This window comes from Vibrio sp. Isolate23 (assembly GCF_022398095.1).
Classification (GTDB): domain Bacteria; phylum Pseudomonadota; class Gammaproteobacteria; order Enterobacterales; family Vibrionaceae; genus Vibrio; species Vibrio coralliilyticus_A.
Genome location: NZ_JAKEUV010000004.1, coordinates 25,629 through 51,031 on the forward strand (window position 1 = coordinate 25,629; position 25,403 = coordinate 51,031).

19 protein-coding genes and 2 pseudogenes are annotated in these 25,403 nt (G+C 44.5%); 12 read left to right on the forward strand and 9 right to left on the reverse strand.

Annotated elements, in window-relative coordinates:
• Positions 1-5: 5 nt before the first annotated feature.
• From L1D31_RS12290 to L1D31_RS12310, 5 genes are read left to right on the forward strand one after another with little or no spacing between them, the layout of a single operon-like run.
• The gene (locus L1D31_RS12290) at positions 6-1,229 is read left to right on the forward strand and encodes an AAA family ATPase (protein ID WP_239837412.1); all 1,224 of its coding nucleotides are present in this window, start codon (positions 6-8) and stop codon (positions 1,227-1,229) included.
• Between the two features lie 28 nt (positions 1,230-1,257).
• Positions 1,258-2,736, forward strand: coding sequence for an ATPase, T2SS/T4P/T4SS family (locus tag L1D31_RS12295; protein ID WP_239837413.1), 1,479 nt, complete (start codon positions 1,258-1,260; stop codon positions 2,734-2,736).
• 11 nt (positions 2,737-2,747) lie between these two features.
• Positions 2,748-3,716, forward strand: a complete 969-nt coding sequence (locus tag L1D31_RS12300) for a type II secretion system F family protein (protein WP_239837414.1) — start codon at positions 2,748-2,750, stop codon at positions 3,714-3,716.
• Position 3,717: 1 nt separating this feature from the next.
• Positions 3,718-4,665: a type II secretion system F family protein gene (locus L1D31_RS12305; protein WP_239837415.1), complete on the forward strand. Its 948-nt coding sequence runs from the start codon at positions 3,718-3,720 to the stop codon at positions 4,663-4,665.
• Between the two features lie 14 nt (positions 4,666-4,679).
• A complete protein-coding gene (locus L1D31_RS12310; RefSeq protein ID WP_239837416.1) occupies positions 4,680-5,699 on the forward strand; it encodes a tetratricopeptide repeat protein in 1,020 nt (339 codons plus the stop codon).
• 48 nt (positions 5,700-5,747) lie between these two features.
• On the opposite strand, the gene chrA is transcribed toward L1D31_RS12310, so the two are convergent.
• Entirely contained in the window at positions 5,748-6,893 is a 1,146-nt protein-coding gene (chrA, locus tag L1D31_RS12315) for a chromate efflux transporter (protein ID WP_239837417.1), read from the reverse strand.
• Positions 6,894-6,998: 105 nt separating this feature from the next.
• Here chrA and L1D31_RS12320 point away from each other — a divergent pair, with 105 nt between their 5' ends.
• A complete protein-coding gene (locus L1D31_RS12320; RefSeq protein WP_239837418.1) occupies positions 6,999-7,907 on the forward strand; it encodes a LysR family transcriptional regulator in 909 nt (302 codons plus the stop codon).
• Here the strand turns inward: L1D31_RS12320 and L1D31_RS12325 are convergent.
• Positions 7,888-8,991: a phosphatase PAP2 family protein gene (locus tag L1D31_RS12325; protein ID WP_239837419.1), complete on the reverse strand. Its 1,104-nt coding sequence runs from the start codon at positions 8,989-8,991 to the stop codon at positions 7,888-7,890. The genes L1D31_RS12320 and L1D31_RS12325 overlap by 20 nt on opposite strands.
• A gap of 78 nt (positions 8,992-9,069) precedes the next feature.
• Positions 9,070-9,696 (reverse strand): annotated as a pseudogene (melR, locus tag L1D31_RS12330) (transcriptional regulator MelR); the annotation flags it as partial.
• A gap of 9 nt (positions 9,697-9,705) precedes the next feature.
• Between melR and L1D31_RS12335 the strand changes: the two are divergent.
• Positions 9,706-10,131: pseudogene (locus tag L1D31_RS12335) on the forward strand (MFS transporter); the annotation flags it as partial.
• A 147-nt stretch (positions 10,132-10,278) separates the two neighbouring features.
• Here the strand turns inward: L1D31_RS12335 and L1D31_RS12340 are convergent.
• Positions 10,279-13,245 carry an EAL domain-containing protein gene (locus L1D31_RS12340; RefSeq protein ID WP_239837421.1) on the reverse strand — a complete coding sequence of 989 codons (2,967 nt, stop codon included), beginning with the start codon at positions 13,243-13,245 and terminating at the stop codon, positions 10,279-10,281.
• Between the two features lie 104 nt (positions 13,246-13,349).
• Positions 13,350-14,351, reverse strand: coding sequence for a substrate-binding domain-containing protein (locus L1D31_RS12345; RefSeq protein WP_239837422.1), 1,002 nt, complete (start codon positions 14,349-14,351; stop codon positions 13,350-13,352).
• Between the two features lie 165 nt (positions 14,352-14,516).
• On the opposite strand from L1D31_RS12345, the gene L1D31_RS12350 reads away from it, so the two are divergent.
• Both L1D31_RS12350 and L1D31_RS12355 read left to right on the forward strand, forming a co-directional pair.
• Positions 14,517-14,849 carry a tRNA-binding protein gene (locus tag L1D31_RS12350; protein ID WP_239837423.1) on the forward strand — a complete coding sequence of 111 codons (333 nt, stop codon included), beginning with the start codon at positions 14,517-14,519 and terminating at the stop codon, positions 14,847-14,849.
• Between the two features lie 165 nt (positions 14,850-15,014).
• Positions 15,015-15,617: an outer membrane beta-barrel protein gene (locus L1D31_RS12355; protein WP_239837424.1), complete on the forward strand. Its 603-nt coding sequence runs from the start codon at positions 15,015-15,017 to the stop codon at positions 15,615-15,617.
• 31 nt (positions 15,618-15,648) lie between these two features.
• On the opposite strand, the gene L1D31_RS12360 is transcribed toward L1D31_RS12355, so the two are convergent.
• The gene (locus L1D31_RS12360; RefSeq protein WP_239837425.1) at positions 15,649-16,203 is read right to left on the reverse strand and encodes a gamma-glutamylcyclotransferase family protein; all 555 of its coding nucleotides are present in this window, start codon (positions 16,201-16,203) and stop codon (positions 15,649-15,651) included.
• Positions 16,204-16,325: 122 nt separating this feature from the next.
• Positions 16,326-18,221, reverse strand: coding sequence for a fructose-specific PTS transporter subunit EIIC (locus L1D31_RS12365; protein WP_239837426.1), 1,896 nt, complete (start codon positions 18,219-18,221; stop codon positions 16,326-16,328).
• Between the two features lie 487 nt (positions 18,222-18,708).
• Between L1D31_RS12365 and L1D31_RS12370 the strand changes: the two genes are divergently transcribed.
• Positions 18,709-19,893, forward strand: coding sequence for an NnrS family protein (locus L1D31_RS12370; RefSeq protein ID WP_239837427.1), 1,185 nt, complete (start codon positions 18,709-18,711; stop codon positions 19,891-19,893).
• A gap of 94 nt (positions 19,894-19,987) precedes the next feature.
• On the opposite strand, the gene dapD is transcribed toward L1D31_RS12370, so the two are convergent.
• The gene (gene dapD, locus L1D31_RS12375) at positions 19,988-21,019 is read right to left on the reverse strand and encodes a 2,3,4,5-tetrahydropyridine-2,6-dicarboxylate N-succinyltransferase (RefSeq protein WP_239837428.1); all 1,032 of its coding nucleotides are present in this window, start codon (positions 21,017-21,019) and stop codon (positions 19,988-19,990) included.
• A 342-nt stretch (positions 21,020-21,361) separates the two neighbouring features.
• On the reverse strand, positions 21,362-21,970 hold the full coding sequence (locus L1D31_RS12380) for a peroxiredoxin C (RefSeq protein WP_239837429.1): 609 nt from the start codon (positions 21,968-21,970) through the stop codon (positions 21,362-21,364).
• 199 nt (positions 21,971-22,169) lie between these two features.
• Here L1D31_RS12380 and L1D31_RS12385 point away from each other — a divergent pair, with 199 nt between their 5' ends.
• Together L1D31_RS12385 and aceB are read left to right on the forward strand one after the other, a co-directional pair.
• Complete coding sequence (locus tag L1D31_RS12385; protein ID WP_239837430.1) at positions 22,170-23,075, forward strand: hydrogen peroxide-inducible genes activator; 906 nt, start codon at positions 22,170-22,172, stop codon at positions 23,073-23,075.
• A 643-nt stretch (positions 23,076-23,718) separates the two neighbouring features.
• Positions 23,719-25,365, forward strand: a complete 1,647-nt coding sequence (gene aceB / locus L1D31_RS12390) for a malate synthase A (protein ID WP_239837431.1) — start codon at positions 23,719-23,721, stop codon at positions 25,363-25,365.
• The last annotated feature ends 38 nt before the right edge of the window (positions 25,366-25,403 follow it).

The following is a 25,403-nucleotide window of genomic DNA, read 5'->3' on the forward strand; positions in this document are numbered from 1 at the left end:
TGTAAATGGGAGAGGCGGTTAAGCTAACACCGAATGGAGATAGTCCAATCCGATTAAAAACGAGCTTAACAGTTTGGGTATTTTATTCGTCTGATGCTTTTCATCTACACATCAGTCACGAGCTCTCAAAATGCCAAAGCATCAGTTTCGAAATGATTTCATTTCATGGATTAGTGGTGGGCAATTTGGCTCATTTTGCACCGCCGGATCTTATTTTTGTTGAGACTGGGCCTAACTGGGCGCAGAAAATTGTTGAGCTACAGCAGTTTGAAGCACCTGAATCCCATGATACTGGGCATGACGCATCGCTTATCGTTTTTGGTAATGAGAGTGACAATGGGGCCTTGAAGATCGCTTTGCGAATAGGCGCCACAGACTTTATGTCTGACAAAGCCACACTGGAAGAGCTGGTACCGCTTTTAAAAAATGTGGCTGAAGAGAAAGTCGCGAATCGTAACCTTGGTGAGTTGCTGGTATTTATGAATACCAAAGGGGGCGCTGGTGCTTCTATGTTGGCGCTCAATACGGCGATTACGGTAGCGAAAAGGCACCCGGATGAAGTGTTACTACTCGATCTTGATATGCAGTTTGGTGTGATTGAAGATTACCTGAATGTTAATAGCACCTATGGCCTCGCTGATGCCATTGCCAATGTATCTGACTTGGATGAAGTCTCTTTAGGTAGCTTAGTCACCAAGCATGAATCCGGTTTACATGTGATTGGTTTTAAAAGAGAAAGTAGTCACGATAATTTTGAAAAAGCCCATCATATGAATAAGCTCATTCCGCTATTGAGAGAGCGCTATCCTTATGTGATTGTGGATTTATCTCGAGGTTTAGACCGATTGTTTGCTTCGGTGATCTCCCCAGCAACAAAGATATTTTTGATTACCCAGCAAAATTTAGTCGCGATTAAAAATACCACTCAAATTCTGAAATTACTGACATTCGAATTTGGTGTATCCAAGGAACAGATGGAAGTAGTAGTTAACCGATATGAGAAGCGTCAGTCAATCAAACTCAAAGATGTTAAAGATACCGTAGGTAATATAGAAGTTCATACCGTACCTAATGAGTTTAAGGTGGCTATCGAAAGTGCCAATCTTGGTCGCCCATTTATTCAAGCTAAGAAAAGCAGCTCAATCGCTAAGTCTGTCAGAAAATTCGCCAACACCTTATTACCCGACCAAGACGTCAAAAAAGGTTGGTTTAAAAAGCTATTTTCATAGTTGGCATTGTGCATAAAAGGGACGCTTTATGTTTTTTAAAAGAAAAAATATAAACCCAGAACTACAGCAAAAAGTTGCCGAAGCAGAAGAAACGCAGAAACCGCTGCAACAAGAACTTACCCCAACGGTCACTTTAGACGTTCAGGTAAACACGGAAGTGGCTGAAACCTTTCAAGAAAGACGAAAGTTAGAAGCTGAAGCGAAAGAACATGCTGTTGAAGAGGCGAAGAAGCAACTTGAGCAAGAATTAGCGGTTAAGCACTATTATCACCAAAGATTGCTTGAAACTCTCGACTTAGGACTATTGGCAAGCCTTGAAAAAGACAGAGCGAAAAAAGAGCTCCACGACGCTATCGTGCAGTTAATGGCGGACGATCAGACCCATGCTTTAAGTGCTGAAGGCCGTAAACGGGTAATACAGCAAATCGAAGATGAGGTGTTTGGTTTGGGTCCTTTGGAGCCACTGCTCAATGACCCTACTGTTTCTGATATCTTGGTTAATGGGCCAAAGCACGTGTTTGTAGAGCGCAGAGGTAAGCTTGAGTTAACGCCCTATACTTTTCTCGATGAGCGTCATTTGAGAAACATCATTGACCGAGTGGTTAGTCAGGTTGGTCGACGTATCGATGAAGCTTCCCCCATGGTCGATGCTCGCTTAATTGATGGCTCTCGTGTGAATGCCATTATCCCGCCATTAGCGCTTGACGGTTCATCCGTCTCCATACGACGCTTTGCGGTGGAAAAGCTTAATATGGACAACCTGCTGAACTTTAATTCCCTATCACCGGAAATGGCCAAATTTGTCGAAGCCGCTGTCCGAGGGGCGATGAATGTACTCATCTCAGGTGGTACCGGTTCAGGAAAAACCACCACACTGAACATCTTCTCTAATTTCATTCCATCTGATGACCGTATTGTGACTATTGAAGATTCCGCAGAGCTGCAGCTTCAACAGCCACATGTGGTGCGGTTAGAAACGCGACCTGCCAACCTGGAAGGTAAAGGTGAGATTACTCAGCGAGATTTGGTAAAAAACTCCTTACGTATGAGACCAGATAGAATTGTGCTTGGGGAGGTGCGGGGAGCGGAAGCGGTAGACATGCTAGCGGCCATGAATACTGGCCACGATGGCTCTTTGGCAACCATTCACGCTAACACCCCTCGCGATGCCCTTTCTCGGGTTGAAAATATGTTTGCGATGGCAGGCTGGAATATGTCCGCCAAGAACCTCAGATCTCAGATTGCTTCTGCGATTCACCTTGTCGTTCAAATGGAGCGTCAGGAGGATGGTAAACGTCGTATGGTCAGTATTTGTGAAATCAACGGCATGGAAGGCGAGATTATTACCATGTCTGAAATCTTTAAGTTTCAGCGAAAAGGAATGGACGAAGAAGGCAACGTCATTGGTTACTTTACGGCCACTGGCGTTGTTCCTCAATGCCATGACCAATTGGCTAAAAAAGGGATGCACTTGCCGTTTGATATTTTTAATGAGTCTTACTCATAAGGAGGGGAGTCATGACGCAGGATGCCACGTTATTTTTCATACTATTATTCTTTGCGGTTGTTTTCATATCGCAGGCACTGATCCTTCCCGCTGCGGGGAGTAAGGCGAAACATAAGGAACTTTCAGACCGACTGAGGGAATCGCAGTCAAAGCTGGATGAAGAAGCTCGCTCCTTACTTCAGGAGCACTATCTCAAGAGTTTGACCCCACTTGATAGAAAGCTCGTTAAAGTCGAAGTGTTTTCCTCGCTTAAGAAGATGATTGAGCTTTCAGGCTATGACTGGAGTTTAACTCAAACCTTAATGGTGACGTCGATTTTGTCGGTGTGTGCTTTTTTTATCGTCTTGCTAATTGGTCAGCCCATTTACGTTGGCGCCGCGGCAATTGTGGGGGTTTGGGTGTGTCTTTACTTTTGGCTCAACAAGAAGATTTCAGATCGACTCGCTGCGTTTGAGGAGCAACTCCCTGAAGCTCTAGATATTATGAGGCGTATGTTGCAAGCCGGTCAGCCCGTGACGCAGGCATTCAGTGAGGTTGGGAACGAGATGCCAGCCCCGATTGGTATTGAGTTTAAGAATACCTTTAACCTTCTTAATTATGGCTATGACATGCGTATGGCGATCATGCAGATGGCAGAACGGACACCTACGGTTTCCATGTTGGCATTTTCCAGTGCGGTGTTATTACAGAAGGAAACTGGGGGGAACCTGTCGGAAAACCTTGAAAAAGTATCCAAAGTGCTACGTTCTCGGTTTAAATTGCAGCGAAAAATTAAAACTTTGTCAGCAGAAAGCCGACTGTCTGCTTGGATTTTGGTGTTGTCTCCCTTTGTGTTGTTTATCTTTCTTAGCTTTATCAACCCGGGGTATGTCGAGCCTTTATACACTGATCCAAGAGGCATGACTTTAGTAAGCGGTGGCGTTGTCAGTTTGTTTTTTGGTTCTTTATGGATCCGCAACATCATTAATTTTGAGGTGTAGCATGGAGAACATTTTTGAACAATTCACCACTTATAATCTGGATGAACAAACGGTATTTCTTGGCCTTATTCTTCTTGCGACCATATTGATAGTATTCACTTTGTCTCTGCTGCTCGTAGGGTCTAAATCACCACTGAGAGCCAAGTTAGAGCAGCTCAGAGATTCTACTCGTGCCGACAAACTGAAAAAAGGACGCAAGTTTGATAACACGCTTGAGTCGTTAGCCCCGATGATGAAGCCTTCTAACTCGAAAGAGAGTGAAAGTATTCGTCAAAAGCTGATGCATGCGGGGTATCACGATGCCAACGCACTCACCATTTTTTATGCTTTTAAAGGGATGTCCTTGGTGGTTGGCCTTGGGATGGCGGCTGGTTTTTATTTCCTCGCTCCTGATATGTCGATGTTGAATCTAGCAATGGCGATTAGCGCAGGGATGGGGTTGTATGCACCTAACATGGCGCTCAACTACAAAGTGGAAAAGCGGCAGAAAAGAATTCGTGGCGGTATCGCTGATGCGCTGGATTTGCTGGTGGTATGTACAGAGTCAGGGTTAGGTTTTAATTCTGCACTGAGAAGAGTCGCTGACGAACTCACTATCTCTCATCCAGACTTTGCCGATGAATTGGATACCGTATGCGTAAAGATCAATGCGGGGATTGAAATGTCAGATGCGTTTGAAGACCTGATTGAACGCACTGGTCTGACTGAAATTGCAGGCTTGGTCACTATGTTGGCTCACGCTTCACGTATCGGTGGTAGTTTGTCGCAAACATTACGTGAATATACGGAAGACTATCGAGATAAAAGAAATCAGGAAGTCGAAGAAATTGCAGCGAAAATCCCGACAAAAATGATTTTCCCATTATTGCTATTTATCTGGCCATGCTTCTTTATTGTTGCGATTGGTCCATCTATGTTGCTGTTCACGTCGACTTTAGGTAACGGGTAATTAAGGAACCAGTTATGAAAGGACTTCATTTTATAATGCTCACTCTGTCTATGATGTTTTTGACCGCTTGTGCATCCAATGAGCCAGGTATCGATACCTCGTTATACGAAGGTAAACCGATTGATACGTTATCCTCAGATGAGCCACCAAAAACGGAGCAAGAAGCGATTACGCGCGGTGATACGGCGTTAAGTGCGGGGAACAGTGACTTGGCCCTCTACGAGTACATTCGCTCATTATCTTTCGAAAATGGCCAGTATAAGGACAGATCGCTATACAATATCGGCCGAATTCATCAGTCGAGAGGCAATCTGCCTTTAGCGGAAAAAGCATTCTTACTCGCAATCAATGAAAACCCGAATAATATCGAAGTGTTGGAGCAACTTGGCACCATCTACAGCAAGTCAGGTGACTTAGAGTTGGGTAAGAGTTATTTCCTTCGCTCAATTAACGCGGATCAGATCCGCTTCAAGAGCAATAAAACACTGAATGAAAAAGATTTGGTTAAGCCTCAGGAAGTGATTGAGCTTAACGTTGACCAATACTCTCCGGAATACGCTTATATGGGGCTTGGAGTGATTGCGGATTTAGATGCGGAACACAAACTCGCTCAGGCGTTTTATAAACAAGCATTGAGTATAAAGCCGGACTCGATTAAGACGTTGATTAATGTCAGTTACTCTTTTTATATGTCGGGAGATTATCGTAAAGCTCAGCGCTTCGTATTACAGGCATTAAAGCAAGACTCAAGTAACGAGAAAGCATTGAATAACCTCGCACTGATTTATTTGGGGAAAGGGGAGATCACTCGTGCCGTCAATGTATTCTCCAAGCATATGGACAAACCGGAAGCTCTCAACAATGTCGGTTATTTTCTGATCTTACAGGGTAAGCCTGACCAAGCCATTCCCTACTTACAACAAGCGATAGACAGCAAAACCTCCTATTACAAGGTGGCTAATGAAAACCTTGAACGGGCGTTGGCTATGGTCAGGGAAGAAAAGGCGGCAGAAGGGCTTGCTGCGTCAGAATAGTCATAGGGAGAGTTTTTTCTCCCTACTTGGTAAACGAGTGAGCTGGTTTTAAGTGAGGTATCCGCCAGCTACACCCACAATCATGAAGAAGATGACCATCCAAACAATAGGCAGTTTCATCTGCTTGAGTAGATAAAAGCCAACCAGAACCAGTGAAATATCCAGAGGGCTCATAACCGCGCTGGTAAATACGGGCTGATAGAGAGCTGCGATCAGCAAGCCCACAACGGCAGCATTGACACCGCTTACCGCACCAGACACCTTCGGCATTTGCGATAGCGATTGCCAGTTTTTTAGCACGCCAAGTAGCAGCAAGAAACCTGGTAAAAATACCCCCAGAGTGGCAATCAATGCGCCTGCTACTGGTGCTTGTGGTAACAACTCATAACCAATGTAGGTTGCAAAGGTAAACATCGGTCCTGGTACGGCTTGAGCAGCAGCGTAGCCTGTGAGGAAAGCATCTTGAGTGATCTGGTCTCCTACCATATTTTGTAGTAAGGGTAAGACAACATGGCCGCCGCCAAATACCAAACTCCCTGCTTGGAAGAAATCGTTGAAGAGCGCGAGGGCTGGCATAATGTGGGTGATGAAAGGCAAGCCCATAAGCAAAGCCACAAAGAGAGCCAGAGGAAGGACAGATGGTTCAAAGCGCTTTGGGACTGTTTGATCTTGTTTTCTGAGGCACATCATACCAATCAGTGCGGCAACAAGCAGAATCAATACTTGGGTTGCAATACCGGGTAAGAGTAAAAGGGAAATTGCAGTCACTAAACAGAGGGTTACCGAGACTCTTTCTTTACAGAAGTTTTTGTACATTCCCCATGTCGCATCCGCGACGACAACCACTGCTAAAAGTTTCAGGCCATGAACGATATTTTGGAATAAGGTTGTCTCAGTTAACTGGCTGCTGAGTAGCGCTAGAGTCAGCATGATAAGCACCGATGGTAGCGTAAACCCCAGAAACGCCAAACAGGCGCCGCTCAAGCCACCACGTTTGTAACCGAGAGCAAAGCCAACTTGACTGGAGCCCGGGCCCGGAAGAAATTGACTCAATGCGACAATTTGTGCGTATTCTTCATCGTCGAGCCAATTGAGCTTTTCAACAAAGGTATGGCGAAAGTAGCCTATATGAGCAGCTGGACCGCCAAAGCTGATCCAACCTAGCCAGAAAAAGGTTTTAAAAATAGACAACATGGTCTGATTACTCTTAGAACAAATACAGCAGACACTTTAAGAAATGTACTAAAATGACTCAAATTAATAGTTTTAATATTATCTATGAATTAAATGGGATTGAGTGTGAAAGAGTTTAACTGGAAGGGGGTAGACCTCAATCTTTTGGTGGCTTTCCAAGCCTTATATCACAAGCAGAGTGTCAGCCTTGCAGCGCAAGATTGTTATATTAGTCAGTCAGCGATGAGTCATACACTACAGCGAATGCGGGCATTATTTGATGATCCTTTATTTGAACGTGTAGGGACATGCATGGAACCCACACAACGAGCCCATGATATGGCTCCAGTTGTTGATCAACTCTTAGCGTGCATTAAAAACGATTTATTGAGTAAGAAAGGCTTTGAAGCTGAAAATTATCAGGGGGTGTGGAAAATCGGACTGACGGATTACGCTGAGCAGCTCTTTGCACCTCGATTATACGATACGATAAAGAAGGGGTCGCCTCACTCACAGATCAGCTTTTTTAACGTTAACCGGAGCAACTACCAAACCATAGCAGACAGCGAACAACTTGATGCCATCATTGGCAGTATTGAGAATCCTAATCGTCGTTTCGTATCTCACTATCTCTACTCTGAGCAGCATGTATGTCTGTTTGACCCTATGCCGTTTGACGAGCAAGAGTCTCTCACATTGGAGCAATTTGTTTCTGTGGAACATGCGTTAGTTAGCCCAGATGGTCGACTGGACACCCAGATCGATAAAACGCTGGCTAAAATGGGCCATGAACGAAGAGTGGGCGTGGCATCGAGACACTTTTTGACCATAAGAAGGTTACTGATTGGGCGTAAGATGCTCTGTATTGTGCCGAAAAGGTTTGCTGAATTAGACATAGACAACCACAGATTAAAAGCGGTGCCAGCTCCTTTGGAGGTCCCAGACTTCGACATAAAGCTATTGTTTCTTAGTGCCAATCAACATGAGGAGAAAAGTATTTGGCTGCGCAGCATCGTTACACGTGTTGTGAAGTAGTGCTTTGTTGATGTCGGTTTTGTAGCCACCCAATCAGCTTCCAAATTACGATTGTCAAAATAAAGCTCAGGTATCCGTCGATGGCGTAATGCCACGCGAGATGGACTGAGCCAATTTGTATGGCTAACGCATAGCTCCACATGACGACCCCTAGTTTCCTATTGTATCGATAAGCGGCCAGCGCCATGGCGACAGCGATGGCCACATGCATACTCGGCATTGCAGAGATCCCACCACCGATCCCCGGTGTATCGCTTGAGTACATTTGCCAAAGTGTGTCTTGCACATTCAATGCCCATAAGCCGAACCAGCCACTTTGAATCAGTTGTTGATGTTGCATCTCAAGCTTTTGCATCAATGGCTCATATTGCAATGCGCTTGGATCCAGCAAATGAAGATAGCAAGGCCCTGCAGAAGAAAGAAGAATCGCCCCTACTCCCCCAATGAGCAGCCAACTGGTCAGAAACGTAATAAGAAACTGAGTCCGTAATTTCACTAAATCGCGCCGAACGATGAAAAACAGTACGGCTCCCCACATTAGCAGAAACCAAAGGTGGTACAGAAAATTCAGCAGACTTGTTGCAAGTGCGCTACTGAAGATAGTGTGTGTCAGTTCCCAAGGGGAGTAACCGAAGTGAAGCCACTTGTCGATCTGATAGAAAAGCACATCGTATTGAAAGGGGTTAATGTCGGGAATGAGTGGTTTTAGAAAGGTATAACTAGAGAACGTCAAGTTCAGTGCCAACACCAACAACATAAAACTGACGGCTTTAGATAAAGGTTGGAAGAACCCTTTAATGGCTTGGAGAAAGTGAACCAAAGGATGTGGTGCTTTCCGGTAAAGCAGAATGACAAAATAAATGCTTGCCCAAACTAAAAAGGAGACATAGCAGACTTGGAGTAATGTCGCGAGGTAGATGAAAGGATTGAAGTCAAACTTGGCGTCACTACCGAGCAAAAAAGACAGCGCGTATAAAAGTAGGGTTGTGACAAATACATACCCATAAAGCACTCTATCCTGATGAAGAGTCGTTTTGATATGCTGCCATTGTGAATGGGGAGAAGTCTGAGTCAAAGGTTTCATTAAAATGAAGGTCTTATTGCTCCTACACTTAAGTGTAGAGCAACTCTCTCAGAGGTGAATGAGATCTCCGCTGTCTGTTTATCTTTCTATATTACGGCTTATCGTTAGCGGTCTCTTTCCATCACACGCCCCTTTTTCCAATTGGTTGATGGGGTTGGCATCCTTCCATCCCCAGCGATGATCTTCGCGACTGAGCTTACGATACTGGGTCGGTGTGACTTCCATATAACGGCGAAAGGTATCATAAAAGCGGCTGATCGAGTTGAAGCCGACCGTCAGAGAAATATCGAGAATGGTACGTTCGGTGTCGCTGAGTAAGGCGCGAGCATGGTTAATGCGCATGGCCGTGATGTACTGCTTTATCGTCATTTGCATGGTGCGCTGAAAGATGGTCATGGCGTAATTGGCGTGCAAGCCAGCATAATCAGCGACTTTCTGAGCGGTGAGGGGAGTGTTGTGATGTGTTGCGATGTATTCCAGCATTTGGCTGACATAAAACTGTGAGTGTTTAGAAGTGCCGCTTTTCGTCGCTTTGTCTGCTCGGCTCGTTAAAAGTTGTTGCCAGCCATCAAGGCATACTCGTTTTAGCATCAGGCCGATCTCATCCGTCACGAGTTGTTGACGACTCTCTGATGGATGTTGATTTTCATCCACCCAACGAGCTATCTCGAACTCACTAATTAAACAGCAGGAGTCAGACTGTAATCAACGGCTGTGATGGCATGGCTTGCAGTGATCACGGGCATATTTATGATGACCAATCCACTCATCTCAGCCATGATTGCCGATACTGTTGAATACTCTTATTACCACAGTGGTAAACGCACTGCTGCGATCACTTTCTCTGGGCAAACTTTCACAGGTAAACTTTCTGTGGCGGTTGCTGGGGGGCTAACAGGGTTGATTCTTACAGCGATCGGCTATGTACCCAATGCAGAGCAAACTGAAACCGCATTAAGTGGTATGTTCTTCTGTATCGCCCTGCAGCCTGCTCTGGGGGCTTTGGTACGTATCTTTATTATGTCTCGCTATACTTTTACGGAAGACCAACATGCGATTTTGCGTGAGAAACTCCAACGTGGTGAATTTGCAGAAGGAGTTGAGGTTGCACCACTTGAAGCAAACCAAGTCTTGAACTGATCGCTTTTTGATATCATCGCCCTCTCAAGTTGAGAGGGCTGATGTGTTTAGGAAGAAACGATGAGACGAAAGGAGTGGTAAAGAGCATGAAGTTATGATGGCCAAAAACAAGGTCATATCACATTAATCACAGTAGCTTAGGTCATCTTATTTCTGCCGAAAATCGATAACATTGAGTGCCGGTGTGTTTGGGGCTAGCCAAAAATCTTGACTTTGCGGTTTGCCAAAATAATAGCCTTGTTGCATTGGGCAGTGCATTTTGCTCAATAAATCAGCTTGCTCTTGAGTTTCAACGCCTTCGGCGACGGTGGTCATTCCAAGCGTTTCTGCCATAGTGATGATGGCATTGACAAAAACGTTGTCTTGGGAATCAACGGCTAAATCACGAACAAACTCTTTATCAATTTTCACGATATCGATGGGGAAGCGTTTTAAGTAGCTTAGGCTCGAGTAACCTGTGCCAAAGTCATCCACAGCAAGTAAAATACCTTGCTGTTTTAGCTTGTTGAGAACTGATAGGTTTTGTTGCCAGTTTTCCATTAAGACGGACTCCGTAATTTCAAAGATAAAGCTGGAAGCGGCAACGCCTTTTTCTTTTAATAATTGCTTTACTTTGTCGCCAAATTTTTTATCTAACAATTGGGCGGCGCTGATATTAACCGACAGCCTTGCATCATGGTTTGAATAGCTGACTTGTTTTATAAAGTCGCAAGCTTGGCTTAAGGCTTCCATCCTTAACTCGTTGATTAACCCCATCTCTTCTAGTTGCGGAATGAAGTCCGATGGCGGAATATCATCCCCTTCATGACTCCAACGGCACAGCGCTTCCCAATAGAGAATCTGATAATCAATACTGGTCACAATAGGTTGAAAATGAAGGTAGAACTCTTTATTTGTAAGCCCAAGACGCAGTTTCTTCTCGCTTTCAATTCTATTCTCTACATCTCGCTCAATGTCGGAACAATAGAATTGAAAACGGTTTCTGCCATTTTCTTTGGCTCTGTACATTGCAAAATCTGCCCGTTTTAGCAGCGATTCCACATCGCTTCCGTCTTCAGGGCATAGTGCGATACCAATACTGGGTGTGATGTAATAGCTCTGCCCTTCTAATAATATGGGTTGAGCGATTCCCTCAATCAGTTTTGCAGTAAAGGTTGCGATATCCCGTTTTGAAGTAAAAGCGTCGAGCAGGACAACAAACTCATCCCCTCCAACCCGAGAAACCGTGTCAACTTCTCTGGTGTGTGCATGCAGTTTCTTCGCAACAAACTTTAATAGCTCATCTCCCGCATGATGCCCAAGAGAATCGTTAATGGTTTTAAAGTTGTCTAAATCGATGTAAAGAAGAGTAAAACCTATTTTCTTTCGTTGGTAATTCAGGCAAGCAATCGAAATTCTATCGGTCAAAAGAAGTCGATTGGGCAGTTCTGTGAGTGCATCATGCTGAGCAAGATATGAGAGCTTCTGTGATATATTTCTTGATTCCGTAACATCTTGAAATATCATGACTGCGCCATGTAAATCATCTTGATAGTCAGTAATGGGCGTCACTGATCCTTGAATCGAAAAAACGGAGCCATTTGAGCACTGAAGAGCGGTGGTCTCAGGTAAAGCAAAAGTGGTGTTCGTTTTTAGCACTTTATCTAAAGGATTATCTATATATTTACCTGTTTTTTCATCTATTAGGACAACGGTGTTGATAAATTGACGACCTTGAGCGAGCCCGGTACTGATATCCAAAATGGCTGAAGCTGCAGGGTTTAAAAAGGTGATTTTTTGGTTGATATCTGTGGTGATCACGCCATCGCCGATCGAAGTCAGAGTGACTTCCAGTAGCTCTTTTTCTTTTGCCAATGAGCGAGCCAGAGCGTATTCCTTAGTTTTATCTTTCAAAACAGCCATGGATCGACCTGACGTTTCTTTACTACTTGTTTCTAAAAAGCCTGACAACTCGACATCAATAACTTCTCCTGATTTACGTATCATTTGGTAGTGAATGTCCGAAATTTTTCCGGTCTTAAAAAAAATCGGCAGAATGACTTCTCTTGCGAGTTTTGCACTGGCCTCTGTTAAAAAATCCGTTGAGGGCCGCCCAATCACTTCATGTCTTTCGTAGCCTAACAACTTTAGCCATTCGTCACTGACGGACACCAGTTTTCCATCATGCCCGATGGAATGCATAGCGGAAGGCGTTTTTTCATATAAATCGACATAACTTTGTTTGGCTTGCTCTAATAATGTATTGGCTAGTTGAGTTACCTCGATACTGATTGAGAGAAAGCTAGGGGTGATAAATGTCAATAACATCGGTACGTAAAAAAAGAAGGCTTTATGGTCATAGTCATCCGTAATGGGGTGGTAGACACCATTGGAGATAATATAAGTCGTGAGTACGCCAGTGAGAGCTATTGCAACGCTGAGTGTAGCGAAGCGAGAAAAAATAGCAGCGAAAGATAAGAAAGCGCAAAGGTAAGCGTATGGGTATGGTAGGAATATAAAACTACCATAGGTGACAAAGATACTGAGCCCAATAATGGCTAATTCTTTTGGCTCTAAGAATTCACGTAATGAAAAAGTGGTGGCCTTGGAGAGCAGAAGTAAGCAGAAGGGGAAAAAAGTAATGGCACCGACCATACTGCCTAAAGCCCAAACTTCCCAAAATTCCATTACAGATTTCTCATAATGAATACTCAAGGATATCGCACCGATTAATGAAGCAAAAAAAGAAGGGACTAAACAGGTGGAAGTAAGGCATCTTATGAATGCTGGCAAGTTTTTTAGGCTGTGAGCCATATCTTTTGATTGCCTGATCATCCAAGCAATCAAAAAAACCTCACACATATTTGCGGGTACAAATATAAGTGATGAAACTAAGTTGTTGCTAAAGGGGTAATCGGCGGCAACATTAGCGACTAGGGTGATAACAAGGCACGCCAGCCATGTTCTTACTGGCAACTGAGCAATAATAAATCCTGCAACAATGTTTGGATACCAAACCGTTGCCAAAGTGCCTTCTCCACGACTGAGCACAAGAGAAAGCGTGGCGAGCAACAAGTAACTGACAAAAAGGCATAAGTAAGTAGGTAGATGATTGATAGGTGGGGTTTTTGTCATGTTGGTTAGCCTGCACACGATGATGGCACCATTGCCCAGACAAAGTATAGATTATGCTTATGCAATTTGTTTGTATGTTGCGGCTAATGGTTTTATTTAGCCTGTTAGGTGACTTTCTCTACCGAGTTTCTTCGCACTACAGTAGGTGAGAAGATCATTGTGCCACTCTCTAAAGGGTCTTGACTCGCCAAAGACAATGCAAGACGAGCTGCTTTATCGGCCATCATTTGAATCGGGTAACGTACAGTTGTGAGGTGAGGATGTACATAGCGCGCAATTAAGCCATCATCGAAGCCCATCATCGACACCTGCTGCGGTACTTGAATACCATTTGCATCAAGAACCGATAGTGCACCAGCCGCCATGTAATCGTTGTAAGCGATTACCCCACTGATTTCTAGTGACTTAGTCAGCAAATTGGTCATGGCAACTTCACCGCCATCGTTATTCGGCTCTCCGCATTCGATATAGCTGGTTGGCAACTCAATATCATGATCTCTCAATGCAGCAAGGTATCCTTCAATGCGTTGCTGTGAGTCTTCGATGGCATGGTTAGAGGCAACACAGGCAATCTTGGTATGACCGTGACGAATCAAGTATTCCGTTGCTAGGTAAGCCCCTTTATGGTTGTCGAGCGAGATACAACGTTCCGCCAACTGAGGTATATGACGATTGATGATGACCATACCTTTGACTTCTTTGGCGTAGCCGATCAATTCTTCATCGGACAGGCCTTTAGCATGGATGACGAGGGCATCACAGCGATTATTAATCAGAAGCTCGAGCGCTTTTCGCTCTTGCTCCGCGTCGTGATAACCATTGCCAATCAAAATATGCTTACCATGTTCATGAGCAACAGTGTCGACGGCTTTAACTAAAGTGCCAAAAAACGGATCGGAGACATCACTAACCAGCACACCCATGGTATTGGTACTTTGACTGACTAATGCGCGTGCAGCAGCATTGGGACGATAGCCAAGCTTTTTCATTGCTTTAGTTACGGAGTCAATGGACGACTGGCTAGCTTTCGGGGATTTGTTGATTACGCGAGAAACCGTTGCGACAGAAACGCCCGCTTCTTTTGCTACGTCCTTGATCGTTGCCATCTTTTTACCTCATCAATTGAACCTGAACATTAAACACTGTTTGTGAAAGTGAAGCAATTTGAGACATTTCTTACTGTGATAGATACAATTTTTACCACTTTTAATAGTAAGATCTAAGCTTTAGTGTAAACGTTATCTTTTAGTAAAATTTATTTGGCCTTTATCGTGAATGCGTTCGCTTACATTGATTTTTCAAAACTGGAGATGCGAACGGGCAAGATCATTGAAGTTTCCCGTCATCACAACGCCGACAAACTGTACATTGTTCAAATCGATGTTGGGGAAAAGCGACTGCAGGCCGTGACAAGCTTAGTTCCTTATTACACGGAACAAGAGCTGATGAGCAAAGAAGTGGTGATGTTATGTAACCTCGCTAAAGCCAAGATACGTGGAGAAACTTCTGAGTGTATGTTGCTGTGCGCTGAAGCCGATGATGAGTCAGAAAGTGTTTTATTGACTCCTGAACGATCAATGCCGGCGGAGACGCGTATTGTTTAGCCTAGAGATTGTATCGCTAGCCTGACTGTACAATTAGCATTCATATTTTAAATAATAATGAGATATTGATCATTATATTAAATATTAATGGTTTTATTTATTGGTGGGATTCCTATATTCGCACGCGAACTTTTATGAAGTAGTTCAAAATATATAGGAATTATAATGAATAAACAATTATTAGCGGCTCTAATAGCGGCAGTGTCATTTCAGGCAGTTGGTGCGGAAAGCGTAGAGACACAGCAGGCTGGACGTGGTCACCTTGCAAATGGCTGGTATTTAGGCGCAGATATCATTGATACTGATCTGAATACCAAGAATTGGGATGGCGTGAGCTCTACTGGTGAAGTGTCATCTACGAGCGCTGCTTTGGCGATTGGTTATAACTTCCACATTGCTGACACATTTGTTGTTGGTTTCGAAGCTGAGTACGCTTATTACGGCTCTTTTGATGTGGTATTAAATAATAGTAGTACGGTGAGGAATCTGAATTTTGCTGCTTTTAATTTGAACGTAAAACCTCAATTCTATTTTGGTAACTCCGATTTCTACCTAGGAGGAATCTTTGGTATCGGTGGTGTTGGTGCTGAAAACGAGTCCAATGGTTCTACGGCTTCGGGCTCTTCAGTGCTTTACGGTGTAGAAGCTGGATATACATTCAATAACCATTGGAGCATTAACGCTGGATACCGTACAACAACGGCAGAATACGATAATGCTGACTTCGATATGGACACAATGTTCTTAGGTCTTGACTACAAATTCTGATCGTCATTCTAGCGAATAGAGGAAGGGAGCATTACGCTCCCTTTGTTAGTTTATCAATCACCGGATAATGGTGTTCTTCTACCCCGGCGAGGTTGCCATACTTAGGCGCATGCCGGTCGTCTTCTCGTGGGAAGTGCCAGCCGATGGTGTGCTGAATAAATTGTTTGGCAAATGGTTCGGAAATCTCCAGACACCCTGCTAATACGGTATCGACATAGGTTTGCATGATAGGGCTCAGGCTACATGGTGGCTCTGGGTTGTCTTTGATATACACCCATACCTGATCATTGGCATGAAACGGGTTATCGCACTCAAGCTGTGAATGGGGGACTTCCACTCGATGGTAGCCTCGTTCGCGAACATCAAATTCACTTAGCTCATCTTCGCTGATTTCGAGTAATACGCCATTAACTAAACCTTCGCCTTGATTTACGACCAGCGGCGAAAGGATATAACTGTCATCCACTTTACCCCAGTAGCGTTTGAAACCGTGAGCGATGGCAGGTAAAGCTTGGGCGGTTTTTCCCGTCAGTTGTCTCGATGCGGAGTTCATTAAACTGCCGTAGCCAAAGATGTAAATTGCCATGTATTTTCCTTCTGTGTTCAACAAATAACCTAAAGGTTTTTATCACAAAAGAAAAGACCCCGTAAAAACGGGGTCTGAATAGCGCGCAAAATAGGTGGATGGCGCTTAAGGTGCTTAAATGATTAAGCGGTTGCTAGCTGTGCTTTCGCTTTACGCATCTTCTTAAGTGAAATACAGGTCAGGGCGGTCACGACGGTACCTGCCGCCATACAAACTAGTGCCATCAATGGTAGGTTCATAGCGCCAAGTAGTGCGACAACCGGACCACCGTGTGCGACGCTGTTGGTGATGCCAAATGAGAATGCCATTACGGCTGCTACCATAGAGCCAAGCACGTTAGCAGGAATCACAGACATTGGGTCTTGCGCGGCAAAGGGAATTGCCCCCTCTGAAATACCGACTAGGCCCATGGCGCCAGCCGCTTTACCAGCTTCGATTTCTGATTCTTCAAATAGATTGAATTTACGACCAAGGAAAGTGGCTAGACCCATACCAAGAGGTGCTACAGGAATCGCACACGCCATAGCGCCCATAAATTGCGTCTGACCACTGGCGATCATGCCGACAGAGAACAAGAATGCGACTTTGTTGAACGGCCCACCCATATCAAAACCAGCCATACTACCTAAGACAATTCCCAACAGAATGACACTGCCGGTACTCATGCTGACTAACATCGCATTCAGGCTATCCATTAAGCTTGCAATGGGGGCACCAATGACGAAGATGAACAGGCTGGAGATAAACAAAGATCCTAGTATTGGTGCAATCATAATAGGCACCAATGGCTGAATAAATTTATGGTAGTTGATACTCGTCAGCCATTTGACAAAATAGCCGACCAGTAGGCCTGCAACGATGGCTCCGATAAAGCCTGTGCCAGCTTCCGCACCATAGAAAGAACCATTGTTCGCAATCCAGCCACCGATTAATCCTGGTGCGAGACCTGGACGATCTGCAATCGCATAGGCGATATAACCGGCTAAGATAGGGATCATCAAGGTGAATGAAACCACACCGACATCTAGGACCTTTTGCCACATGCTGCCTTCAGGAATTGCCATGCCCGCTGACGTTGGCTCGCCGCCAATGGCCAGCGCGAGTGCGATCAGCAGGCCTCCTGTGACCACAAATGGAATCATGTGCGAAACACCATTCATCAGGTAGCGGTATAAGTCACTACGTGCATTCGAAGAGGCTGTTTCAGTCGTTTGGTTTTCTTCACTCGCTGTATAGAGTGGCGCTTGTAGCGCTCTTTCTATCAATCCCTTGGCATCGCTGATTGGAGCTTTGACGTTGGTTATGATGACTTTTTTCCCAGTGAAACGATTCATATCAACCTGTTTATCGCAGACGACAATGATAGCATCAGCTTGAGCTATCTCTTCTGCACTCGGCGTGTTTTTTACCCCTATAGAACCATTGGTTTCAACTTTGATTTGATAGCCAAGTTCAGCGGCACCTTTCTCTAAGGCTTCGGCAGCTAAGTAAGTGTGCGCGACCCCTGCTGGGCAGCCGGTAACACCGATTAAAAAGCCTTGATGAGTTTCAGGGTTATCTTGCTGACTTCGTGGTTTGGCGAGCAGTAATTCCAATGCCTCTCCAGCAGAGCTAGCCAGCATAAATTGCTCGATAAATCCGTCTTCGATCAGTTTTGAAGAGAGTTCAGCCAGCACCTCGATATGATGATCGGCACCACCATCAGGAGAGGCAATCATAAAGAATAGCTTACTCGGTAGACCGTCTTCCGCGCCGTACTCTATCCCCTGGCGGCTAATACCAATCGCGACAGCGGGCTTGGAAACCGCGGCACTTTTGGCATGTGGTAGTGCGACGCCGTCTTCAAAACCAGTATTACCAACATCTTCTCGAGCCAGAATGTCGTTGAGGAATTGAGTTTTGTCACTGATGCGGTGGTTGCTACTTAGTAGGTCGATCAGTTCTTCGAACACTTCCTGTTTGGTTGTTGCCTGGAGATCTAAGCAAATCAACTCTTTATTGATTAAATCTGTGATCATCTCGTTTACCCCGATTGGTTCCGAACTGTGCGGAACTTGTTGTTTTATCTGAGGGTGATTGTGGAGGAAACGGTCAACAAAATTTAGTGTATTAGAAATGCATTTACTAAATTATTGTAACTATGAATTTGGAATGTGATCTTACTCAATAATTGATCTAACTGTGATTAATTGAATAATTTCCGTTTAATTTATTTAATATCAGTTATTTATGTTTATTATTGTCTTTTTTATCCTTTTGTTTGAAAGTAAAAATATTAGAAACTGGAGTTTGGTAACTCTATTTTTAGGTGATTTCGGTTCATTAAACATGTCAAAAACCTTTAAATTACCAATTATGTCTTTATGACCTCTGTGTTTTCTTTTGTATCTTTAATAAAGAGTCATAAAGACATGATTTTATGTTTAATCTGTTGAGTTATGGTTGATTTAAGACTGGAATGGATATTGCTTTTTAGAGTTAGATTCAATATTTGGAGTGACCATAGTGCTCAATATTACTGACAAAAAAGTCGAACAAGCCATTCCGCCGATTTTACGTTTGGGATTTCGGCCCTTCTTTTTACTCGGGGCCGTTTACGCTGTTATTGCTGTCGCCTTGTGGGTATGGATGTTTCAAAACGGCCAGCCAGCGGCGTTAAGGGTGCCTGCTTTGTGGTGGCATGTGCATGAGATGTTGTTTGGTTTCTCGATGGCGATTGTGGTGGGGTTTGTCTTGACCGCAGTGCAAAACTGGACGGGAATCAATGGCACCAAGCACCATAGATTGGCGCTACTGGTTGGCTTGTGGCTACTTCCGCGTGTGCTGTTTTGGACACCTGCCCCTTTGTGGTTGATTTCATCGATCGAGGCTCTGTTTATCGCTTTTTCAGCGTATGAAGTTGGTAGCCGAGTAATCAAAGTCAAAGGGTGGAAAAATCTGTTCTTTGTGCCTTTGTTTGTTTTAGCGATTGTGGCGAACTTTGCCAGCTACGCGACCATTAAGGGGATGCCGCCGTTTCCTTCTTCGGCGGTCTGGCAGGCAATGTTGTGGTGGTTTACAATTTTACTGTCAGTGATGGGCGGGCGAGTGATCCCATTCTTCACTGCGCGGCGGTTTAATTTTGAGAAACCACAGCCGATGACTTGGCTAGAATGGACGGCAAACCTACCTCTGGTCAGTTTATTTATTCTGAGCTTTTTCCCCGTCACTTTTGCTCAGCTTGGGCCTTCTCTGATGATCATTTCCGGCTTAGCGCATTTAGTACGTGTGATGAGATGGCAGCCGTGGCGCACTGTTAAAGAGCCGTTAGTGTGGGCACTGCACTTAGCTTACTTATGTATTCCAGTCAGCCTATTATTGAGAGGGTTACTCGATAACCCACTTGCAGGCCACAATATGTTGCATCTGTTTGCTATAGGGGCGCTCGGTGGTTTGATACTGGCGATGATAGCTCGTGTCACCATGGGGCATACTGGGCGAGCCATTTATCGGGGGCCAAGCATGGCGTTAGCATTCGCTATGCTGACGACTGCTGCGCTAGTTCGCAGCGTTGGTGTGGTTCTGTGGCCAGCTCAAATGATGTTGATGATCGATATCAGCGGGCTGTTATGGGTACTGGCTTTTACTCTGTATGTGATTAAGTTTGGCCCTATGTTGCTAAAAGCGAGAGTCGATGGTCATCCTGGTTAAGTAGGTAACGGCTGCATTCGCGCGCTATGAGATTCACTTAGAAGAAAAAGGGTTGATGCATACACATCAACCCTTTTTCTGTTCGGCTACCAGCTTAGTTATTGCTGTGTAGCTCAGAGTTCAGCTCTACTGCCGTTTTGTTCGCCAGACATTCAATCTGACCAGTCACTGAGTTGCGACGGAACAGCAAGTCAGACACGCCAGCTAGGTCGCGTGCTTTCACCACTTCTACTTCATTGCCTTCTGAATCTAGCATGCGAACCTTAGCACCCGCAGTGACATACAGACCAGACTCAACAGTACAACGATCGCCCAGTGGGAAACCAAGGCCTGCGTTCGCGCCTAGCAGTGAACTTTCACCGATAGAAACGACAACCGAACCACCACCAGACAGTGTACCCATGATTGAAGCACCGCCACCGATATCAGAGCCGTTACCAACTACAACGCCAGCAGAGATTCGGCCTTCAACCATACTTACACCCGTTGTACCCGCGTTGAAGTTGATGAAACCTTCATGCATAACGGTTGTGCCTTCACCAACATGAGCTCCAAGGCGAACGCGTGAAGTATCAGCGATACGAACACCAGCAGGTACCACGTAATCGACCATTTTAGGGAATTTGTCGACACAATCGACAGATAGGTTGCGGCCTGCTAGGCGTGCTTCGATTTGGCGGTCAGCCAGTTCTGGCAGATCGATAGGGCCTTCGTTAGTCCAAGCAATGTTGTGTAGTAGACCGAAGATACCGTCAAGCACAGTACCATGAGGTTGAACTAGGCGGTTAGAGATCAGTTGTAGCTTAAGGAAGCCTTCAGCTACAGAAGCTGGCTTCTCATCAGTTGCTAGAATAACTAGCACCAGCGGTTGTGAAGACTCTGCTGCTTTAGCTGCGAATGAGGCGTTTGCAGCATCACCGTTTGCTTCGAATACACCAGCAAGTTCTGCACTTTGTGCCGCAGAGATTTCGATCGCTTGGTTGCCTTGCTCGTAACCCGCTACTTTTGAGACAGCGTCTACTAGTGCGTCCGACGGGTTAAGAACTGGGTTCGGGAAAAATGCTTCAATGATTTTTCCATCGCGGTTTTTGGTTGCCGTACCGAAGGCTAGAGAAAAGTAAGCCATGTTGAATCTCCGTGTAGTAATCGTCAGTCAGGAAGAGTTATCTCTTCCTCCAAATCAGTTGAGTTCATCATAAAGAGAGCTTTTTCGACTTTAAAGAGCGGAAACAGATAAAGTCTGTAGGTCGATACGTTTTGTCTCTTTAGCGATATTTTGTCTTTTTATCTATATAGGGAAGTTGTGAGGGCGATAATGGTTATTGAGTGTGAAAGCAAAATAAAAAGAGCCCGAAACTGAGTTTCGGGCTCTTTAAATAAAGACTTTACTTTAAACTGATTGGCGTTTGCTTTTTCGCTTTATATTGTCCAACCAAGACACCCGTTGAGCTTGGGTGCGAAAGCAAAATTACTTGCTTAGGTCTGCTGCGTGCTCAGATAGGAAAGCGGCAACACCTTTTGGAGATGCGTCCATACCTGCTTTACCTTCTTCCCACTGTGCAGGACATACTTCACCATTCTTCTGGTGGAAGTTTAGAGCGTCAACCATGCGTAGCATTTCGTCGATGTTACGGCCTAGTGGTAGGTCGTTAACAACTTGGTGACGTACAACGCCTTCTTCGTCGATTAGGAAAGAACCACGGAAAGCAACGCCTGCTTCTGGGTGCTCAACGTCGTATGCTTTACAGATTTCGTGCTTAACGTCAGCAACTAGTGGGTACTTAACTTGACCGATACCGCCATCTTCGATAGCAGTGTTACGCCATGCGTTGTGAGAGAACTGAGAATCGATAGAAACACCAATTACTTCAACACCTTTAGCTTGGAAATCAGCTAGACGGTTGTCGAATGCGATTAGCTCAGATGGGCAAACGAAAGTGAAATCTAGTGGGTAGAAGAAAACAACCGCTTTCTTACCTTTAGTGAACTCTGCAAAGTTGAAGTTATCAACGATCTCACCGTTACCTAGAACAGCTGCAGCAGTAAAATCTGGGGCTTGACGACCTACTAGTACCATTTTTTTGCTCCTAAAATATATGGTTAGTTCCAAACCAAACTATGAGTTTTAGGTTTGGTCCGTGTTTGTACGCGACAAACTATAGTACAGATAGTAGTATTGAAAAAAGCGAAATAAATAGATTGAGTTAATCGAAAAAAGCGATGATAGATAAATCATTCCTTCGATCACTGGATGAGTAAGAGTTACATATAAAATTATGAATAAGTGGCCTAGTCTCAAGCAATTACATTATTTGATTACCCTTCACGAAACACGCCACTTTAGTGAGGCGGCGGAACGGTGCTTCGTGAGTCAGTCAACGCTCAGTAAAGGTATTCAAAACCTCGAGGAGCTGATTGGTTGCCCGCTTTATGAGAAGAAAGATAAGAAAAGCCCATTAGTGTTTACACTGGCGGGAGAGCAAGTTGTCCAACAAGGGCGTGAACTTCTGGCAAAAGGACAAGATCTAGTGGAACTTGGTCGTCTTTGTCAGGGAGATGAAATGGAAGGACAACTGCGTGTTGGCTGTATTCCAACCATTGCGCCTTTTCTGCTCGGTGACTTGGTGCAGGAAGTGAACCTGCGTTTCCCATTGCTGAATTTACTGTTAAGAGAAGACACTACAACCAATTTACTGGCGGCGCTGCGCCATGGTGAATTAGATGTACTGATCTTAGCTTTGCCAGTTGATATAGATGGCATGGAAAGTAAAATCGTCGGCAATGACCCCTTTCGAATGATCATCAGCCGCAATCAGGCCGACGCGATTCAGACCCCAATTAAGTACGATGACTTACCTGATGAGTTTGTGTTCTTACTGGAAAAAGAACACTGTTTAACAGAACATGCCGTTTCTGCTTGCCAGCTGACTAAGAAAGAGAAGATTAACCCATTTTCAGCAACCAGTTTACATACTTTAGTTCAGATGGTTGCCAATGGGTTAGGAACCACCTTTATCCCTCAGATGGCGATCGATCACGGGCTGCTCGATAACCAGAATTTGGTGGTTGTAGACGCTCCAGGGCAGCAAGCGCATCGTCACATTGGATTAGTTTGGCGCCCCAGCTCTTCAAGAGTGAATACTTTTAATCAACTGGCACAAGTCGTGTCAGAGCTGCTTTAGCGTTAAGTATTAGACCAAATCTCGATGATACCTTCCAAAAGCACACTAGTTTTAGTGTGCTTTTTAGCATTTTATTCTGTTGGTGAACTTTAACTTGTAAAATTTTACAAAGAAATCTTAATGAAGCTTTCATTAAATTGTGAAATTTCACAGTGTCAATTTTACTACTCACTAAAAATACTCTGTTTGACCTACCTACGCAATAGCCATGAAATCCCTTGCTGATAAAGCGGTGCCTAACTCACTCGTAAGTTAAACGTGTGTTTGAAACGGTTTTACAGCTTTAATTTTACTGTAATTAAATTACGTAAATGGTTACATTTTGGTGATCAAAATCAACAACTTATAGGCAGCGGAATAAAACTTTGAATTTAGTTTAAAGGCTGCTTTAGGTCTTTTGCTCTACCGTATGTTGGTGTAGTTTAAATGAAGGCTCTGTAAGACTTATGTCTAGATTGAAAAGGCAAACCAAGTTAGCCAAGGTAGAGTTCATAAGACAAAATAAACGAAGAAGATAGTAATCAATTAGGATGTTTGATTGTTGTTTTATAGTTACAAATGTAACTCTTCGAAAATTCGAGCAACCACTGATACAACCCCAAAACATCGTCGTTGTATCGGGGCGTTAAAGGAAGAGAAGAATATGCTTGCCAACACACCAGATAGAGAAAAAACAACAGCTGAAGCCCAAGAAACTTTACACCAAGAAGGCATGCTTGAAGTGACTGGTACCCTTTCACCAGAACATCAGGCGATTTTCCCTGTTGAAGCCCAAACCTTTTTATCTCTTCTGTGTGCTCAGTTTGCCAGTGAGACCGATACCTTGCTTGCTCAGCGTGAAGAAAAGCAAGCTCGTATCGATGCCGGTGAGCTGCCAGACTTTCTCGAAGATACACAAGATATCAGAGAAGGTAGCTGGAAAATTCTCGGGATCCCTCAAGATCTGCAAGACCGCCGCGTAGAAATCACCGGTCCTACTGACCGTAAAATGGTGATTAATGCGCTGAATGCGAACGTGAAAGTGTTCATGGCGGACTTTGAAGACTCGATGTCCCCCGCATGGGACAAGGTGTTGGATGGTCAAATCAACCTGCGTGACGCGGTAGAGGGCAACATCAGTTACACCAACCCGGTTAATGGTAAGCAATATGAGTTGAAGGATGAACCAGCGGTTTTGATCTGCCGAGTGCGTGGCTTACACCTAAAAGAAAAACACGTGACGTTTAATGGTGAGATCATTCCGGGAGCTTTATTCGACTTTGCGCTTTATTTTTACAATAACTACAAAGCGCTAATGAAAAAGGGCAGCGGCCCTTACTTCTACCTACCAAAACTGCAATCGCATAAAGAAGCACAGTGGTGGAGCAAAGTGTTCCATTTTACTGAGGATTACTTTGGCCTAGACACAGGTACTATCAAAGCCACCGTGCTGATTGAAACACTGCCAGCCGTGTTTGAAATGGATGAGATCCTATTTTCGCTTAAAGAACATATTGTTGGTCTTAACTGCGGCCGCTGGGATTACATCTTTAGCTATATCAAAACACTGAAAAAGCACCCAGATCGTGTCCTTCCGGATCGTCAGGTTGTGACCATGGATAAGCCGTTCTTAAATGCCTATTCGCGTTTACTTATTCGTACCTGTCATCGTCGTGGTGCATTTGCAATGGGGGGAATGGCAGCATTCATTCCAGCAAAAGATCCACAGGAGAATCAAAAGGTTCTCGACAAAATTCAAAACGATAAATCACTGGAAGCAAATAACGGTCATGACGGCACTTGGGTAGCTCACCCTGGATTGGCCAATACAGCAATGGAAGTGTTTGGCAGTGTTCTGGGTGAGAGAACCAATCAACTTGATGTTTCCCGCTCAGACGATGCGCCAATTACTGCCAATGATCTGCTCGCGCCTTGCCAAGGAGAACGAACAGAGCAGGGCATGCGCCACAACATTCGAGTGGCACTTCAGTACATTGAAGCTTGGATCTCTGGCAATGGCTGTGTCCCTATCTACGGTTTGATGGAAGATGCCGCAACGGCAGAGATTTCTCGAGCCTCTATCTGGCAATGGATTCAGCATGGAAAAGCGCTCGACAATGGTCAGGTGGTAACCAAAGCCTTGTTTGAGCAGTACCTTAGTGAAGAAATTGACGTCGTGAAAGAAGAAGTTGGAGATGAGCGTTATCAGTCGGGTCGTTTTGAAGAAGCGGCTGAACTGATGGCCAGATTGACCACCAGCGACGAACTCACGAACTTTTTAACCATTCCAGGTTATGACTATCTGGACTAATGAATCAATAACAACATCAGTAACGTGAACATTTCGAG

Coding starts and splice junctions, on each gene's coding strand:
- L1D31_RS12290 (WP_239837412.1), top strand. CDS start 6: ATGGGAGAGGCGGTTAAGCTAACACCGAATGGAGATAGTCCAATCCGA.
- L1D31_RS12295 (WP_239837413.1), top strand. CDS start 1,258: ATGTTTTTTAAAAGAAAAAATATAAACCCAGAACTACAGCAAAAAGTT.
- L1D31_RS12300 (WP_239837414.1), top strand. CDS start 2,748: ATGACGCAGGATGCCACGTTATTTTTCATACTATTATTCTTTGCGGTT.
- L1D31_RS12305 (WP_239837415.1), top strand. CDS start 3,718: ATGGAGAACATTTTTGAACAATTCACCACTTATAATCTGGATGAACAA.
- L1D31_RS12310 (WP_239837416.1), top strand. CDS start 4,680: ATGAAAGGACTTCATTTTATAATGCTCACTCTGTCTATGATGTTTTTG.
- chrA (WP_239837417.1), bottom strand. CDS start 6,893: ATGTTGTCTATTTTTAAAACCTTTTTCTGGCTAGGTTGGATCAGCTTT.
- L1D31_RS12325 (WP_239837419.1), bottom strand. CDS start 8,991: ATGAAACCTTTGACTCAGACTTCTCCCCATTCACAATGGCAGCATATC.
- L1D31_RS12340 (WP_239837421.1), bottom strand. CDS start 13,245: ATGACAAAAACCCCACCTATCAATCATCTACCTACTTACTTATGCCTT.
- L1D31_RS12345 (WP_239837422.1), bottom strand. CDS start 14,351: ATGGCAACGATCAAGGACGTAGCAAAAGAAGCGGGCGTTTCTGTCGCA.
- L1D31_RS12355 (WP_239837424.1), top strand. CDS start 15,015: ATGAATAAACAATTATTAGCGGCTCTAATAGCGGCAGTGTCATTTCAG.
- L1D31_RS12360 (WP_239837425.1), bottom strand. CDS start 16,203: ATGGCAATTTACATCTTTGGCTACGGCAGTTTAATGAACTCCGCATCG.
- L1D31_RS12365 (WP_239837426.1), bottom strand. CDS start 18,221: ATGATCACAGATTTAATCAATAAAGAGTTGATTTGCTTAGATCTCCAG.
- dapD (WP_239837428.1), bottom strand. CDS start 21,019: ATGGCTTACTTTTCTCTAGCCTTCGGTACGGCAACCAAAAACCGCGAT.
- L1D31_RS12380 (WP_239837429.1), bottom strand. CDS start 21,970: ATGGTACTAGTAGGTCGTCAAGCCCCAGATTTTACTGCTGCAGCTGTT.
- L1D31_RS12385 (WP_239837430.1), top strand. CDS start 22,170: ATGAATAAGTGGCCTAGTCTCAAGCAATTACATTATTTGATTACCCTT.
- aceB (WP_239837431.1), top strand. CDS start 23,719: ATGCTTGCCAACACACCAGATAGAGAAAAAACAACAGCTGAAGCCCAA.